Below are 16,596 nucleotides of genomic sequence, written 5' to 3'. Positions count from 1 at the left end.
CTGTGACTCGGCTGCCGGAAACCGGTGCCCGGCGGGGCGGGGACGCCGCCCCGCCGGGCCGCGCGGCTCAGCCCTGCGCGTCGAAGCGCGGGAACGCGGCGGCGCCGGCGTAGCGCGCGGCGTCGTCCAGCAGCTCCTCGATGCGCAGCAGCTGGTTGTACTTGGCGACCCGGTCGCTGCGGGCGGGGGCGCCGGTCTTGATCTGGCCGCAGTTGGTCGCGACGGCGAGGTCGGCGATCGTGGTGTCCTCGGTCTCGCCGGAGCGGTGACTCATCATGCAGCGGTAGCCGCTGGTCTGCGCGAGCGAGACGGCGTCGAGGGTCTCGCTGAGCGTGCCGATCTGGTTGACCTTGACCAGCAGGGCGTTGGCGGCGCCGGACTTGATGCCGCGCCCGAGCCGCTCGGGGTTGGTGACGAACAGGTCGTCGCCGACGAGCTGGACGCGGTCGCCCACGGCGGCGGTGAGGCCCTCCCAGCCGGCCCAGTCCTCCTCGTCGAGGGGGTCCTCGATGGAGACGAGCGGGTAGTCGCCGAGCAGCTCGCCGTAGTAGGCGGCCATGTCGTCGGCGGACCGCTTGGTGCCCTCGAACGCGTACTGGCCGTCGGCGTGGAACTCGGTGGCGGCGACGTCCAGCGCGAGGGCGATGTCGCGGCCGGGGGTGAAGCCGGCCTTGCGGATCGCCTCCAGGATGAGGTCGAGGGCGTCCCGGTTGCTCGGCAGCTCGGGGGCGAAGCCGCCCTCGTCGCCGAGGCCGGTGTTCAGGCCCTTGGACTTCAGCACCGACTTCAGCGCGTGGTAGGTCTCGGCGCCCCAGCGCACCGCCTCGGCGAAGGTGGCCGCGCCGATCGGCGCGATCATGAACTCCTGGATGTCGACGTTGGTGTCGGCGTGCGCGCCGCCGTTCAGGATGTTCATCATCGGGACGGGCAGCAGGTGCGCGTTGGGGCCGCCCACGTACCGGAACAGCGGCAGGCCGGCGGAGTCGGCGGCGGCCTTGGCGACGGCGAGGCTGACGCCGAGGATGGCGTTGGCGCCGAGCGCGGACTTGGCGGGGGTCCCGTCGAGGTCGATCAGCAGCTGGTCGATCAGGCGCTGGTCGGAGGCGGGGTAGCCGACGAGCTTCTCGTCGATGGTCTCGTTGACGGCCTTGACGGCCTTCCGGACGCCCTTGCCGCCGTAGCGCTCGCCTCCGTCGCGCAGCTCGACCGCCTCGAACTGGCCGGTGGAGGCGCCGCTCGGGACCGCCGCGTGCGCCTCGGTCCCATCGGCGAGCAGCACCTCGACCTCGACGGTCGGGTTGCCGCGGGAGTCAAGGATCTCCCGGGCGATTACGGCCTCGATCGACGACACGGGGAACCCCCTGATGGTGCGGATGGTCGGTGCGGTCACCGAGCCTATCCGCGCGGCCCCGCCGCCGCCCAACCGCCTCGCCGTTGCCCGCCGGGAAACGAACATAGGGGACGGCGGTGACGAAACCCGCTACACCTCGGCGACCGCATCGCGCCAGGAAGACGACTTGACGCGGAGAACGCCCGCCTTATCTACTAAGCAGGTCAAACAGACTTGATTGATAGGGAAACATGACAATGCATCGTGGACTCCGCGGGCGCATCGCCGCCGTGGCACTGACCGCTCTCGTCGCCGCGGGCACGCTCGGCGCCTGCGGCGGCGGCGATGAGGAGTCCGGCGGGGACGCGGCCCCGCTCCGGCTCGGCTACTTCCCGAACATCACGCACGCGACCGCCCTGGTCGGCGTCGAGAAGGGCATCTTCGCCAAGCACCTCGGCGCCGCGCCGAAGACCGCGACGTTCAACGCCGGCCCGGCCGCCGTCGAGGCGCTGTTCTCCGGCGCGATCGACGCGACGTTCGTCGGGCCCAACCCGTCCATCAACGCCTGGTCCAAGTCGCACGGCAAGGCGGTCCACATCATCTCCGGCGCGGCCTCGGGCGGCGTCTCGCTGGTGGTCAAGCCCGGGATCAAGGGCGTCCAGGACCTGCGCGGCAAGAAGATCGCGACCCCGCAGCTCGGCAACACCCAGGACGTCGCGCTGCGGTACTGGCTGAAGAAGAACGGCCTCACCGCGAACAAGGACGGCAGCGGGGACGTCAAGGTCGTCCCGCAGGAGAACGCCCAGACGCTGCAGACGTTCGCGCAGGGCGACATCGACGGGGCCTGGGTGCCCGAGCCCTACGCCTCGCGGCTGATCCTGGAGAACAAGGGCGAGCGGCTGCTGGACGAGAAGTCGCTGTGGCCCGGCGGCAAGTTCGTCATCACCAACCTGCTCGTCAGCCAGGAGTACGAGAAGAAGCACCCCGACCAGGTCAAGAAGCTGCTCCAGGGCGTCGTCGAGGCCACCGACTACATCAACCAGAGCAAGGCCGACGCCGAGAAGGTCACCAATGACGCCCTCGCCAAGCTGAGTGGCAAGCCGCTGAAGCAGGACGTGCTCACCGCGGCCTTCAAGGAGATCGACTTCACCACGGACCCGGTCGCGTCCTCGCTGGTCGCGGGCGCGGCGCACGCCGAGGAGATCGGCCTGCTGGAGAAGACCGACCTGGCCGGCATCTACCACCTGGCCCCGCTCAACGACGTGCTCAAGACGGGCGGGAAGGCACAGGTCAGCGACCGATGACCGCGGACACGGCGGTCCGCCTCACCGAGGTCTCCAAGGCGTTCGGGACCGGCGGATCCGCGCTCCTCGCGCTCGACGGGGTCTCCCTGGACGTGGCCCCGGGCGAGTTCGTCTGCCTGGTCGGCGCGTCCGGCTGCGGCAAGAGCACGCTGCTCAACCTGGTCGCCGACCTCGACCGCCCGAGTGCCGGGACGATCGACAAGGACGGCGCGCGGGTCGCGCTGATGTTCCAGGAGCCCGCCCTGTTCCCGTGGCTGACGGTGACCGGCAACCTCGAACTCGCCCTGAGGACGCGCGGCGTCCCCCGGGGCGAGCGGCGGAGCCGGGCGGCCCGGCTGCTCGACTCGGTGCACCTCGGCGGGTTCGCGGGCAGGCGCCCGCACCAGCTGTCGGGCGGCATGCGGCAGCGGGTCGCGCTCGCCCGCGCCCTGGCCCTCACCGAGGACGACGCCGGCGAGGGGCAGGGGACCGTCCTGCTGATGGACGAGCCGTTCGGCGCGCTCGACGCGATGACCCGCGACCTGCTGCACGACGAGATCGAGCGGATCTGGCGGGAGCGCGCCCTGACCGTGCTGTTCGTCACCCACAACGTCAGGGAGGCGGTGCGGCTCGGCGACCGGGTGGTGCTGCTCAGCAGCCGGCCCGGCCGGGTCGTGGAGGAGTTCCCCGTCCCGATGGAGCGGCCGCGGCGGATCGACTCCCCCGAGGTCGCCTCCCTCGCCGGGACCATCACCGACCGGCTGCGCGAGGAGGTCGTCCGGCATGGCGCATGACACGGTGAAGGGCGAGAGGCGGCTCGACCGCGAGCTGGCGGGTCTGGACGCGCTGGAGCTCGGCGGCACCGCGCGCACCAGGCTCCTCCAGCGGGCGTGGTCGGCGGTGTGGCCGATGGTCGCGGCCGTGCTGATCGCGCTCACGGCGTGGCAGCTGGTCGTGTGGAGCGGCTGGAAGGAGCCGTGGGTGCTCCCCGGTCCCCGGGACACGCTCCCGGTGTTCTGGGACCAGCTCACCTCGGGGCGGTTCTGGGACGCCGTCGCCCTGACGATGCGGCGGGCCGTCGTCGGCTTCGCCTTCGCCGTGGCCGCCGGCGTGGTGGTCGGCGCGCTGGTGGCGCGGTTCCGGGTGCTGCGCCGGGCGTTCGGCTCGCTGATCACCGGCCTGCAGACGATGCCGTCGATCGCCTGGTTCCCGCTCGCCATCCTGCTGTTCCGGCTCAGCGAGAGCGCGATCCTGTTCGTGGTGATCCTCGGTGCGGCCCCGTCGATCGCCAACGGCCTGATCGCGGGCGTCGACTACACGCCGCCGATCCTGCTGCGCGCCGGGAAGGTGATGGGCCTGCGCGGCCTCGCGCTGTACCGGCACCTGATCATGCCTGCCTCCCTGCCCTCGTTCGTGGCGGGGCTGAAGCAGGGCTGGGCGTTCGCGTGGCGCAGCCTGATGGCGGGCGAGCTGCTGGTCGTCATCGGCGACACGACCTCGCTCGGGGTGCTGCTGTCGCAGGCCAGGGAGCTGAACAACACCGCCGACATGATCTCCTACATGCTGGTGATCCTGATCCTCGGCATCGTGATCGACCAGTTGTTCGGCCTGGTGGACGGGGCGATCCGGCGCCGCTGGGGCGTCGACGAGGGGTCCTGAGAATCTTTTACCCGCCGACCCGGATGGGGTTCGCCCAACGCAGGTAGGTACTCCCGGTACTGATCTGACGTGCAGCGCACCCGGGAGGTCGTCATAGGCGTCCGGCTCCGCCGGCCGTCGCCGAGCGGCTGGATCTGGCGAGCCGTGCTGCGCCACCCGGAGATCCGGTTCCGGGTGACGGCGGCGGCCTCGCTGATCGCCTTCGTGCTGTCGTCGGCACTGAGCGCGGTGCTGCTGATCCAGCTCAACCAGGACGCCTACCAGGACCTCGTGCGGGCGCTGGCGCGCGACAACCGGCGGACGGCGACGTCGATCGAGACCGGGCAGCTGACCTTCGACATCTCCCCCACCACCGACAGCCTTCAGCAGGTGGTGAACCAGCGGGGCGAGGTGGTGGCGGCCACCCCGCGGATGCGGGGCCGGCCCCGGGTCTCGTTCCCGCCGCCGGCGCCGTTCGAGGAGCGCCGTGTCGGGCGCGTCTGCGGCGTCGACGCGCCGGACGGGCACTGCTTCGTGATCGTCGAGCGTCGGGTGGGGTTCGGACCGGACGCGCTGTTCATCAACTCGCTCGCCCCGGCGCCGGGGATCCTGCCGCGCCCCGTCTCGGGGGTGCTGATACTCCTGGGCATCCCCTTCGTCACCCTGCTCGCCGGCTACGGGACGTGGCTGTCGGTGAGCCGGGCCCTGCATCCGGTCGAGGGGATCCGCCGCGAGCTGGACGAGATCACCGCCACGGACCTGGAGCGCCGCGTGCCGGAGCCGCACCGCCGCGACGAGGTGGGGCGGCTCGCCGAGAGCGTGAACGCCACCCTGGACCGCCTGGAGGAGGCGGTCGCGCGGCAGCGCGCGTTCGTCTCCGACGTGTCGCACGAGCTGCGCAGCCCCCTCACCGCGCTGCGCATGGAGCTGGAACTGGCGCTGTCGGCCCCCGAGGACACCGACGTCCCCGCCGCGCTGCGCGCCATCCTGGTCAACACCGAGCGGCTGTCGGCGGTGGTGGACGACCTGCTCGCGCTCGCCCGGCTCGACGCCGACCGCACCGCCTCCCACCTCGAACGGGTGGACCTCACCGAGATCACCGACCAGGAGGTGCTGCGCCGCCCGCGCCGCGTCCAGGTGACGGTGCTGGCGGAGGGCCCGGTGACGGTGCGGGGCGGGCGCAGCGACCTGGCGCGGCTGCTGACCAACCTGATCGACAACGCCGACCGGCACGCCGAGCACGAGGTGACGGTGATCATGCGGACGGAGCCGCCCGCCACCGCCGTGGTCGAGGTGATCGACGACGGCACGGGCGTCGCGCCGGAGGACCGCGAGCGGGTCTTCGACCGGTTCGCTCGGCTGGCCGAGGGCCGGCACCGCGACGCCGGCGGCACCGGCCTCGGCCTGGCGATCTCCCGCGACATCGCCGAGGCGCACCACGGGTCGCTGATCCTCACCGACCGCATCGACGGCGTCCCCGGCGCCCGCTTCGTCCTGCGCCTGCCCCTCGACGACTCCCCGGGGTAGCCGCCCCCGAGGGGGCGGCCGCCTCCGGGGGCGGGGACGTCAGGCCAGGTCGGCCGCGGTCACGGAGACCTCGATCTCCTCGGAGGGCTCGACGCCCATGGCGCGGGCGATCTTGCGGAAGGCGCGGGCCTCGTCCGCCCGGCTCCGCCGCTCCAGGGTGCGGGCCAGGGCCTCGTAGGCCCAGCCGTTGCCCGGGTCGAGCTCGACCAGGCGGCGGAGCGTCTCCTCGGCGCGGCCGAGCTGGGCGCTGTGGAAGTAGGCGCGGCCGAGCAGCTCGACCGCGGCGCGGTTGCCCGGGTCGTCCGCGACGATCGGGGCCAGCATGCGCGCCGCGCCCGCGTAGTCCCGGGCGTCGAAGAACAACGTCGCGCGCTCGAACTCCTCGTAGGTGGTCATGCCCGCTGAACCGGGGGCGGCCGGGCTTTGTTCCCGGCCCGGCCGCCCGGGGCGCTCAGGTCATCCCGAGGTCGGCGCGCAGCCGCTCGCGCTCGGTCTCCAGCAGGTCGATCTGCCCCTGCAGCTCCTCGCGCTGGGCGAGGTACTGGCCGGAGTCCACCATGTCCGTGGGGTCGCCGGACGGTTCGGGAAGGTCCGCGCGCAGCCGCTTCAGCGAATCCTCGATGTCGCGGAGCCGGGCGCGCCGGTCGTCTTCGGTCTCACTCTGGTTCATCGGCCTCCTCCTCCGTCCGGCTCTGCATGCCCGCGCCGGCGCCGTCCTCACCTCGGGGGCGGTGTCAGATCCGCAGGACGGTCTTGCCGCGCGCGCCGCCCAGCCGGTTGTCGGCCAGGGCGTCGGCCGCCCGCTCCAGCGGTACCTCCCGCTCGACCCGGACGCGCAGCGCGCCCGCGTCGATCAGGTCGGAGAGGCGTTCCAGCAGCTCGGCGGACGGCTGCGTCTGGAAGTTGACGCCGCGCAGCCCCCTGGCCTCCAGGGCGTCGGGGTTCACCGACCAGGTGGTGGAGATGTAGGTGCCGCCGGGCCGCAGCAGCTGGGCGAGGTGCTCGGCCGACCGGGTGTCGCTCGCCGTGTCGAGGACGGCGTCGATCCCGTCGGAGTGGACGGCGAGCACCTGCCGGTTGAGGTCGCCCGCGGAGTGGTCGACGGTCTCGTCCGCGCCGAGGCGCCGCATCGTGCCCGCCATGTCGTCGCGCGCGGTCGCGATGACCTTGGCGCCCGCGCGGGAGGCGAGCTGGACCGCGCCCTGACCGACGCCGCCGGTCGCGCCCACCACGAGGACGGTCTGGCCGGTGTCGATCCGCGCCTGGTCGACCATGGCGAGCGCGGTCGCGCTCGCGGTCGGCACCGCCGCCGCCTGCGTGTAGATCATCCCCTGCGGCATCCGCGCGACCGGGCCGTCCTCGCGGACGAGGGCGTACTCGGCGTAGCTGCCGAGCCCGCGCTCCACCATGGCGAAGGCCCCGTAGACCTGCTCGCCGTGCCGCAGCCGGGTCACGCCCTCGCCGGCCTCCTCCACGACGCCCGCGCCGTCCCGGCCGAGGACCAGCGGGAACGGCACGTCGACGGAGTCCTTGAGCATGCCCTCGGCGATCTTCCAGTCCAGCGGGTTCAGCCCGGCGGCGATCACCCGCACCAGGATCTCGCCGGGCCCCGGCTCCGGACGCGGCAGGTTCATGAGCGCCGGCGTGGCGCCGTACTCCGACACGGCGATGGCTCGCATGACGATCGTCCCCCGAAACGGATCAGCGCGGGTGTCGCGTCCCGCTGTCGATCTTCCCGTCTCGATCTACCCCGCGGCCGGACGATCACACGTCGGCGCAGGTCACGCCGGGGCCTGCTGCTGCGGTCCGCCCGGTTCCGGGGTGGGTGCGGCGGGCGGGAGGGTGGGCGGGCCGCCGCCGCGCCGCCGCCCGCCGGGCTCGCGCCCGGCGCCCTTGCTGAGGTGCAGCGTGATGGTGCCGCCGGGTTCGGCCGACGAGGGCGACATGCCGGCGACGGTCCCCTTCGGGAACCGGCGCGACCCCACCGGCGCGCCGATGCGGGCCCTGAAGCCCGCGGCGCGGAGCCGGGCGACGGCCTCGCCCGGCTTCATGCCGCGCACGTCGGGCACCCTCGCCCGGTCCTCACCGGAGCCCCGGCTGAAGTAGCGCGACGGCGGCCGGTGGAACGAGCCCGGATCGGTGTGCGACAGCGCTCCGAGCATGCTCTGCCGCCAGATCGGCGCCGGAATCGTCGCTCCGAACACCGAGCCGTAGCACCGGCCGTCCATGCACAGGTTCTCCATCGGGTGCTTGTAGCCGCCGCGAGGGTCGCCGACCCACACGGCCGCCGCCAGGTCCGGGGTGTACCCGGCGAACCAGGCGGCCGAGAAGTTGTCGACGGTCCCGGTCTTGCCGGCGGCGTCGCGTCCGAGGCCCATGCCGCGCGCGGTGCCCTTGGTCAGGACGCCGCGCAGGACGTGGTTGACGGCGTCCGCGACGCCCTCGTCCATCGCCCGCTCGCAGTGCCGCCCCGGCACCTTCAGCCTCTTCCCGGACGCGGCGCGGATCTCCCGGATCGCGATCGGCTCGCAGTAGCGGCCGCGGGCCCCGAAGGCCGCGTAGGCCGCCGCGAGCCGCAGCGGGGAGACGGGGTTGAAGCCCAGCGTGAACGAGGGGTACTGCTCCAGCGGCTTGCCGTTCGCCTGCTTCATCCCGAGCCGTTCGGCCATCTTGACGGTGTCGCAGAGGCCGACCCTCTTCTCCAGAGCGAGGAAGAAGGTGTTGACGGAGTGGTGCGTCCCGGTGACGAGGCTGAACTGCTTGCCACCCTCGCCGTCGGCCGAGTTGCGCAGGGAGGCGGACGGGTCGCCGACGCGGTCCCCGTCGCAGTTGCGGTAGCCGACGGGCGTGTAGGCGCGCGGCGCCATCATCCGGGTCCCGAACGGCATGCCCTCGTCGAGCGCCGCGGCCAGCGTGAACGCCTTGAACGTTGACCCGGCCTGCATGCCGATGCTGGAGCCGTGGCTGGCGTCGGCGGCGAAGTTGATCCACGTCCTGCCGCGGTCCCGGTCGGGGCCGAGCTCGCGGTCCACGACCATCGCCTTGATCTCGCCGGTGCCCGGCTGCACCATCGCCTCGGCGGCGGCCTTGTGCGCGGAGTTCTTCGGCGGGACGTGCCGGTCGACGGCGCGCTGCGCGGCCTTCTGGGCGCGCCGGTCCAGGGTGGTGCGGATCGTCAGCCCGCCGCGCTTGAGCAGCTTCTCGCGGTCCTCGGCCGTCCTGCCGAACACCGGGTCGGTGAGGATCTCCCGCTGGACGTAGTCGCAGAAGAACGGGGCGTCGCTGGTGACGCAGCCGCTGCGCACGTTGTCGACGTCCAGCCTGACGGGCGCCCGCTTGGCCGCGGCCGCCTTGGCCGGATCGAGCCAGCCGAGCTCGGCCATCCGGGTCAGCACGGTGTCGCGGCGCTCCCGGGCCGCGCCGGGATGCCGGATCGGGTCGTAGGCGTAGGGGTAGCGGACGACGCCGGCGAGCAGCGCCGCCTCGGGCAGCGTCAGCTCGGAGGCGTGCTTGGAGAAGTAGTGCCGCGACGCCGCCTCGACGCCGTAGGCGCCGTCGCCGTAGTAGGCGATGTTGAGGTAGCGGCGCAGGATCTCGTCCTTGGTGAACCGCTTCTCCAGCGCCACCGCGTACTTCAGCTCGCGGATCTTGCGGGCGGCCGAGACCTCCCGGGCCTCCTGCCGCTCGGCGTCGGTGTCGGCCTGGGTGAGCAGCAGGTTCTTCACGTACTGCTGGGTGATCCCGGAGCCGCCCTGCGTCACCTGGCCGCTGCTGAGGTTGCTGGCGAGCGCCCGCAGGGTGCCCTGCGCGTCGATGGCGCCGTGCTCGTAGAAGCGGCTGTCCTCGATCGCCAGCACCGCCTGGCGCAACACCGGGGCGATTTTGTTGAACGGGACGTCGACGCGGTTCTGGTAGAAGAACGTGGCGAGGGTGGAGCCGTTCGCGGCGAGGATCTTCGAGCGCTGCGGGACGCCGGAGGTCGACAGCCCGTCCGGCTCGGACTCGAACCAGCCGGCGGCGTCGCGGGCGCCGACGCCCGCGGTGCACGCGGTCGGCAGCAGCATGAGCGCGACGAGCAGGCCGGCCAGGCCGCCGAAGGCGCCGAGCCCGCGCACGGCGCGGACCTTCTCGGCACGGGTCGTGGACGGGGTCAGCAGGCGGCGCGGGCGGCGGCGCCGCGCGGCGGGGGCTCCCGTCCCGGGATCCCCCGCTTCACTTCCGGCCTCGGTCGGCACGGGCTCAGAGTAGACGCGCCTTCCCGAGCGGACCACCCCATCGGTGAGGTTCCGCCCGTTATCCCCCGATTCAGGCGTCGCGCCGCTCGCGCCGCTCCCACGCTCGGACACGGTCCCGGAATACCCGGGAAACGGCGCGCAATTCCGACTCCGCGTCCACGCCTCGCTCAGTCGCCTCCCGGACCAGCGCGAACAGCCGTCCGCCCAGCTCGGCCGCGGCCTCCTCCGCCACCCCGTCGGCCAGGCCGGACGGGGCGTCCATGCGCGCGGCGCGGCGCTGCAACTGCGCGGCCAGCGACAGCGCGGGCTGGCCCATCGGCACGCCGTCGAGCGCCGAGGCCTCCGCGCCGCTCTTCTCCGCGCGCTCGGCCGCCTTGATCTGCTCCCAGTTGGCGTTGACCTCGTCGGCGCCGGAGACCGTGACGTCCCCGAACACGTGCGGGTGCCGCCGGACGAGCTTGTCGACGATCGCGCCCGCCACGTCGTCGATCGTGAACGCGGTCCCGTCGTCGCGCTCGGCGGCCACCACCGAGTGGAACGCCACCTGCATCAGCACGTCGCCCAGCTCCTCGCGGAGCGCGCCGTAGTCGCCGGCCTGGACGGTGTCGAGGACCTCGTAGGCCTCCTCCAGCAGGTACGGGACGAGGGTGGTGTGCGTCTGCTTGCGGTCCCAGGGGCATTCGCGGCGCAGCGTCTCCATCACCGACACCAGGTCGAGCAGCCGCGCGCCGGGCAGGTCGTAGGAGCCGTGCAGCACCTCGACGTCCAGCGGGTCGTCGACGACCAGGGCCCCGATCCCGCGCATCAGCGCCTCGTCGCCCTCGGGCGCGGCCACCCACAGCACGTCCGCGCGCCGGGCGTCGGCCACCAGGAGGGCAGGGTCGGGCTCCTCGACGAGGTCCGGGACGACGCCGGCGTCGAGGAGCGCGGGCAGCAGCGGGTGCCCGTCCCGGAGGCGGACGGCGTCGGCCGACCGGAGCGCGTCCCAGGCCCGCCACGTCAGCAGGCCCGGCGCGACCCGGTGCGTGGTCGCCAGCAGGGTGAGGCTCATGGGCCTCAGATACCCGAATCGGGGCTGGACAGCCGGTAGACGATCGGGGCGACCTCGAACTTGGCGGGGTCGTAGTGCCCGTAGCGCGGGTTGACCTTGATGTGCATGCCGGCGGCGGTGCGCTGGAACAGCTCGTTCCACTGCCGGCCGGCCTGCTCGGTCGCCGGGTTCAGCCGGTTGTTCAGGTCGGCGCCGAACCGCTGCATGACCGCCAGCTGCGTCGCCACCAGCCGGGCCAGGTCGCGGGAGTGGGCGCGGGGCAGCCCGCTCGCCAGGGTGATCGACTGGGCCCCGCCCTGGTGGTCCAGGGCCTGGAGGGCGCCGTCGACCTGCCCTCCGGTCACCTCGACCCCCGCCCGGCGCGCCACCTGGTCGGCGACCCGGAAGTTGATCAGCAGGGTGAGCGCGCCCTGCAGGTCGGACTCGGAGTCGCCCGCGACCTGCGGCGCCGGGTTCGCGGGGTTCGCGCGCAGCTCGTTGGCCGCCGGGTCCGAGCGGAACTGCACGCGCCAGTCGCGGACGGTCTGGCTGAGGGTGGTGACGGTGATGCGGTCGTCGCCGACGAGTGCGGCGGTGCCGACCTTCGGGGAGCCGCCGCAGCCGGCCAGCGCGGCGGCCGCCAGCACGGCCGCCACCGCCGCCTTCACGGACTTACCAGGCACGGATTCCTCGTCTCGTCGCTCGATCGGGGCGGCGCCAGCCTAGCGCCGCGCCGCGGACTCCAGGAACAGGGCGTCCACCAGGTCGGTCGCCCACCTCAGCAGCTCCTGGTCGCGCAGCGGGCGGCCGCCGAGCGGCGCGGTCTTCGGCGCGGGCACGAGCAGGGTGTCGGTCGCCGGCTTCAGGATGCTCTTCGGGTACAGCCGCTGCAGCCTGACCTGCTTGGAGTCGGGCAGATGCACGGGCGTGAACTTCACGAAGGTGCCCTGGAGGGTGACGTCGCTCAGCCCCGCCCTGCGGGCCTTGGCCCGGAACCGGGCGACCTCCAGCAGGTTCAGCACCGGGACGGGCAGCGGACCGAACCGGTCCTTCAGCTCCTCGTGCACGGCGGCGATCTCGTCCTCGGAGGTGATCGCGGCGATCCGCCGGTAGGCGTCCAGCCGGAGCCGCTCGCCCGGCACGTACTCGTGCGGCAGGTGCGCGTCGACGGGCAGCTCGACCTTGGTCTCGACGGCCTCGGGCTCGACGCCGCCCTCCTTCAGCTCCCGCACCGCCTCGCCGACCATCCGGACGTACAGGTCGAACCCGACGCCCGCGACGTGCCCGGACTGCTCGGCGCCGAGGATGTTGCCCGCGCCGCGGATCTCCAGGTCCTTCATCGCGACGTACATGCCGGCGCCGACCTCGGTGTGCTGCGCCAGCGTCGCGAGCCGCTCGTGCGCGGTCTCGGTGAGCGGCTGCTCCGGCTGGTAGAGGAAGTAGGAGTAGGCCCGCTCCCGGCCGCGCCCGACGCGCCCGCGCAGCTGGTGGAGCTGCGACAGCCCGTACATGTCGGCGCGGTCGACGATGAGGGTGTTGGCGTTCGGCACGTCCAGGCCGGACTCCACGATGGTGGTCGCGACGAGGACGTCGTAGTTCTTCTCCCAGAAGTCGACCATGACCTTCTCGAGCTCGTTCTCGTTCATCTGGCCGTGCGCGACCGCGACCCGCGCCTCCGGGACGAGCCGCGCCAGGTTCGCCGCCACCTTGTTGATGGAGCGGACGCGGTTGTGCACGAAGAACACCTGGCCCTCGCGCAGCAGCTCGCGCCGGACCGCCGCGGCGATCTGCTTCTCCTCGTACGGGCCGACGAACGTCAGGACGGGGTGGCGCTCCTCCGGCGGGGTGAGGATCGTCGACATCTCCCGGATGCCGGTGAGGCCCATCTCCAGCGTCCGCGGGATCGGCGTCGCCGACATGGCGAGCACGTCCACCTGCGTCCGCAGCCGCTTCAGCTCCTCCTTGTGCTCGACCCCGAACCGCTGCTCCTCGTCGATGACCACCAGGCCGAGGTTCTTGAAGCGGGTCTGCGACGACAGGATCCGGTGCGTGCCGACCACGACGTCCACCGAGCCCTCCGCCAGCCCGCGCAGCGTCTCCTCGATCTCCTTGTCGGCCTGGAACCGGCTGATCGGCTTCACCGCGACCGGGAACGCCGCGAACCGCTCGCTGAACGTCGACATGTGCTGCTGCACCAGCAGCGTCGTCGGCACGAGCACCGCGACCTGCCGCCCGTCCTGGACGGCCTTGAACGCCGCCCGCACGGCGATCTCGGTCTTGCCGTAGCCGACGTCGCCGCAGATCAGCCGGTCCATCGGGACGGCCCGCTCCATGTCGCCCTTCACCTCGTCGATGGCGGCGAGCTGGTCGGGCGTCTCGTTGTAGGGGAAGGCGTCCTCCAGCTCCCGCTGCCACGGGGTGTCGGGCGCGAACGCGTGGCCGGGGCTCGCCATCCGCGCCGAGTAGAGCCGGATCAGCTCCCCGGCGATCTGCTTGACCGCCTTGCGGGCGCGGGACTTGGCCTTCTGCCAGTCGGCGCCGCCGAGCCGGTGCAGGCTGGGCGCCTCGCCGCCGACGTAGCGGGTGAGCTCCTCCAGCTGGTCGGTCGGGACGAACAGCCGGTCGCTCTTGGCGTACTCCAGGATCAGGTACTCGCGGGTGGCGCCCTGCACCGTCCGGCTGACCATCTCCACGTACCGCCCGACGCCGTGCTGCTCGTGCACCACGTAGTCGCCCTGCTTGAGCTGGAGCGGGTCGATGCCGCCGCGCCGCCGCGACGGCATGCGCCGCGCGTCCCGCGTGGACGACTTCTGCCCCGACAGGTCGGTCTCGGTCAGCACCGCGAGCCCGACCGACTCCCAGACGAACCCGTTCTCCAGCAGCCCGGTCGTGACGGTGACCACCGCGGGCTCGGGCGCGGCGGCGACGTCGGCGAGCCGTGCGCCGACGCCCTCCTCGCGGGCGAGCTGGGCGAGCCGCTCGGCCGGCCCGTGCCCCGCGGTGACCAGCACGACGCGCCAGCCGCCGTCCGTCCAGCCCTTGAGGTCGCCGACGACGCGGGAGGTGTCGCCGCGGTACGCCTCCGCCGGCTGCACGCCGAGGCTCAGCGTCTCCGCGGAGCCGCCGGGGGACTCGCCGTCCGGGAGCTCGCCCTCCGCGCCGCCCGCCGCCAGCGGGCTCAGCGCCGTCACGCTCCAGCGCGGCAGCCCCAGCTCCGTGCTGTGCTCGCGGACCTCCTCCAGCGAGCGGAACGCCGCGGCGCCGAGGTCGATCGGCGCCTCTCCCCCGGCGGCGGCGTTGACCCAGCTCGCCTCCAGGAACTCCTGGCTCGTGCGGACCATCTCGACCGACCGGGTGCGGATCCGCTCCGGCTCGCACACCAGCAGCGCCGACCCGTCCGGCAGCAGGTCGGTCAGCAGCTCCATGCTGTCGGCGAGGACGGGCGAGAACGCCTCCATGCCCTCGACGGTGTCGCCGTCGGCGATCCGGCCGAGGATCTCCTCCAGGGCCGGGTGCTCCCGCGCGAGCAGCCTCGCGCGCTCGCGCACCTTCTCCGTCAGCGGCAGCTCGCGGCACGGCGGCGCCCACAGCCCGCCCTGCGCGACCTCCAGGGAGCGCTGGTCCGCCGCCTTGAAGTAGCGGATCTCCTCGACGGTGTCGCCCCAGAACTCCACCCGGAGCGGGTGCTCCTCGGTGGGCGGGAACACGTCGAGGATGCCGCCGCGCACCGCGATCTCGCCGCGCTTCTCCACCAGGTCGACGCGGTGGTACCCGGCCTCCACCAGGCGCCGGACCGTGTCGTCCATGTCGGCGTCCTCGCCGGAGGCGAGCCGCACCGGCTCCAGGTCGGCGAGCCCGGACACGATCGGCTGCAGGACCGCGCGGACCGGGGTCACCACGACGTCCAGCGCGCCGCCCTTCTCCGAGCCGTCCCCGGCGGGCGGGCCGCCCGCGCCCGGGTGGACGAGGCGGCGCAGCACCGCCAGCCGCTGCCCGACCGTGTCCGAGCGCGGCGACAGCTTCTCGTGCGGCAGCGTCTCCCACGCCGGGAAGTGCGCGACGCGCTCGGGGGCGAGCAGGCTCGACAGGGCGGCGGTCAGGTCCTCGGCCTCGCGGCCGGTCGCGGTCACCGCGAGCACGGCGCCCCCGCCGTCCTCGCGGAGGCGGCGGCTCAGCGCGGCGGCCAGGATCGGCCACAGCGCGGCGGGCGCGACGATCTCCCGGTCCGTGCGCGGCCGCGCGAGCGCGTTCCGCAGACCGGGGTCGGTGCATGCAAGGTCAACAAGTCCAGAAAGCGTCATTATTCGCCCGATATTCGCCCGCGTTTTGGCCGATCACCCCGAGGCAGGGCAGCCCGAAAAGCCGGAATCCTGCCGGACCCGGTACCGCGTACCAGCGTACGCGCCCCCGGCGGCGCTCGTTCAGGCGGCGCCGGGGCCGCCCTTGCGGGGCCGCGGCTCGCCGTCCGCGCCCCGACCGGCACGGACGGCGACACGGCCGTCGCCAAGGAAGGGCAAATAGCGGACGGAGCGCAGCCAAGCGATTACGCTGCGAGATTGTGACCGATCTGCGTACGTCGCCGGTCAACGGCGGCGATCTCTTCTCAGAACGCGCCCGCCAGTACGCCCTAGAGAAGCCCCTGCAGCGGATCCACGTCCTCGAAGCGGGCTGCGGCTGGGGGACGGGGCTGGACCTCGGCGACCGCGAGCGCGACGTCACGGGGGTCGACCTTGAGTCCCCGGAGCTGCGCGCCTACACCTGCGAGCGGCCCGACCTCGACGCCTGGCACCTCGGCGACCTGCGCACCGTCCCGCTGCCGCCGCGCGCCTTCGACATCGTCCACGCCTCGTACCTGATCGAGCGCGCCCCGCACGCCGAGCTGGTGCTCGACCGGTTCGTCGCCGCGCTCAAGCCCGGCGGGCTGCTGCTGGTGCACCTGCGCGACCGCGACACCGCGTTCGGGTTCCTGGACCGCACGCTCCCCCGCTGGCTGCGCTCGTCCGGCCGGCGCCGCCTCCGGCCGGGGCGCGCCCCGGCCGCCGACCGCCCGCGCCGCGCCCGCGGCGCCCACGCCCGCGTCCCGTATCCGGCGGGCGAAGGCGGGGCGGCGGCCGCCGCCGCCGGGCAGGCCCCGGCCGGACAGGCCACGCCGGCCGCGTCCCGGCCGGTGCCGGTCGTCCGGACGAGCCCGCCTCCGGCGATCTACGACCGGGTCGCCTCCCGGTCGGGCCTGCGCTGGTACTGCGTCATGCGCGGGCTGGTCGTGGCCGAGGAGTACACCTCGCGGCAGGCGCTCGACGCCCTCGGGGCCGGAACCGGCCTCGCCGACCTGCTGTGCCGGCTGGTGTCGGCGGTCACCCGGGGGCGGCTGACGGCCGACCACAGCGAGGTCACCTTCGTCATCCGCAAACCGGAGAACCGCTTCGCGCGGGTCATCTGAGCGGGGGCCGGGGGCCGCCAGGCCCGGGGCTGACGTGCGCGCCACCAGGCCGGGGCAGTATTTTTCCTGCGAAAACCCTGCTCGCCATGGACGAGCCCGGCCGCCCCGCCGGG

13 protein-coding genes are annotated in these 16,596 nt (G+C 73.4%); 5 read left to right on the top strand and 8 right to left on the bottom strand.

What is annotated here, in order from left to right:
- Nucleotides 1-67: 67 nt before the first annotated feature.
- Nucleotides 68-1,351: a phosphopyruvate hydratase gene (gene eno / locus BKA00_RS34910; protein WP_185035223.1), complete on the bottom strand. Its 1,284-nt coding sequence runs from the start codon at nt 1,349-1,351 to the stop codon at nt 68-70.
- Nucleotides 1,352-1,587: 236 nt separating this feature from the next.
- Here eno and BKA00_RS34905 point away from each other — a divergent pair, with 236 nt between their 5' ends.
- From BKA00_RS34905 to BKA00_RS34890, 4 genes are all read left to right on the top strand, one after another.
- Entirely contained in the window at nt 1,588-2,634 is a 1,047-nt protein-coding gene (locus BKA00_RS34905; protein WP_185032347.1) for an ABC transporter substrate-binding protein, read from the top strand.
- A complete protein-coding gene (locus tag BKA00_RS34900; protein ID WP_185032345.1) occupies nt 2,631-3,407 on the top strand; it encodes an ABC transporter ATP-binding protein in 777 nt (258 codons plus the stop codon). The genes BKA00_RS34905 and BKA00_RS34900 overlap by 4 nt, the downstream gene beginning before the upstream one ends.
- Nucleotides 3,397-4,272, top strand: coding sequence for an ABC transporter permease (locus BKA00_RS34895; RefSeq protein ID WP_185032342.1), 876 nt, complete (start codon nt 3,397-3,399; stop codon nt 4,270-4,272). Before BKA00_RS34900 ends, BKA00_RS34895 begins: the two co-directional genes overlap by 11 nt.
- Nucleotides 4,273-4,341: 69 nt before the next feature.
- Nucleotides 4,342-5,778, top strand: a complete 1,437-nt coding sequence (locus tag BKA00_RS34890) for a sensor histidine kinase (RefSeq protein WP_230298960.1) — start codon at nt 4,342-4,344, stop codon at nt 5,776-5,778.
- Between the two features lie 39 nt (nt 5,779-5,817).
- Here the strand turns inward: BKA00_RS34890 and BKA00_RS34885 are convergent, their stop codons facing one another.
- The 7 genes from BKA00_RS34885 to mfd all read right to left on the bottom strand — a co-directional run bounded on the left by BKA00_RS34885 (nt 5,818) and on the right by mfd (nt 15,344).
- A complete protein-coding gene (locus tag BKA00_RS34885; RefSeq protein WP_185032339.1) occupies nt 5,818-6,174 on the bottom strand; it encodes a tetratricopeptide repeat protein in 357 nt (118 codons plus the stop codon).
- A gap of 55 nt (nt 6,175-6,229) precedes the next feature.
- Nucleotides 6,230-6,448: a hypothetical protein gene (locus BKA00_RS34880; protein WP_185032337.1), complete on the bottom strand. Its 219-nt coding sequence runs from the start codon at nt 6,446-6,448 to the stop codon at nt 6,230-6,232.
- A gap of 64 nt (nt 6,449-6,512) precedes the next feature.
- Entirely contained in the window at nt 6,513-7,457 is a 945-nt protein-coding gene (locus BKA00_RS34875; RefSeq protein WP_185032335.1) for an NADP-dependent oxidoreductase, read from the bottom strand.
- Between the two features lie 102 nt (nt 7,458-7,559).
- The gene (locus tag BKA00_RS34870) at nt 7,560-10,013 is read right to left on the bottom strand and encodes a transglycosylase domain-containing protein (RefSeq protein ID WP_185032333.1); all 2,454 of its coding nucleotides are present in this window, start codon (nt 10,011-10,013) and stop codon (nt 7,560-7,562) included.
- A 70-nt stretch (nt 10,014-10,083) separates the two neighbouring features.
- Entirely contained in the window at nt 10,084-11,064 is a 981-nt protein-coding gene (mazG, locus tag BKA00_RS34865) for a nucleoside triphosphate pyrophosphohydrolase (protein WP_185032331.1), read from the bottom strand.
- A gap of 5 nt (nt 11,065-11,069) precedes the next feature.
- Nucleotides 11,070-11,726, bottom strand: a complete 657-nt coding sequence (locus BKA00_RS34860) for a hypothetical protein (RefSeq protein ID WP_185032329.1) — start codon at nt 11,724-11,726, stop codon at nt 11,070-11,072.
- Between the two features lie 39 nt (nt 11,727-11,765).
- Complete coding sequence (mfd, locus tag BKA00_RS34855) at nt 11,766-15,344, bottom strand: transcription-repair coupling factor (protein ID WP_185032327.1); 3,579 nt, start codon at nt 15,342-15,344, stop codon at nt 11,766-11,768.
- 257 nt (nt 15,345-15,601) lie between these two features.
- Between mfd and BKA00_RS39550 the strand changes: the two genes are divergently transcribed.
- Nucleotides 15,602-16,483 carry a class I SAM-dependent methyltransferase gene (locus BKA00_RS39550; RefSeq protein ID WP_230298959.1) on the top strand — a complete coding sequence of 294 codons (882 nt, stop codon included), beginning with the start codon at nt 15,602-15,604 and terminating at the stop codon, nt 16,481-16,483.
- The last annotated feature ends 113 nt before the right edge of the window (nt 16,484-16,596 follow it).

This window comes from Actinomadura coerulea, assembly GCF_014208105.1.
GTDB lineage: Bacteria > Actinomycetota > Actinomycetes > Streptosporangiales > Streptosporangiaceae > Spirillospora > Spirillospora coerulea.
This window is presented reverse-complemented; position numbering and strand designations above follow the sequence as displayed.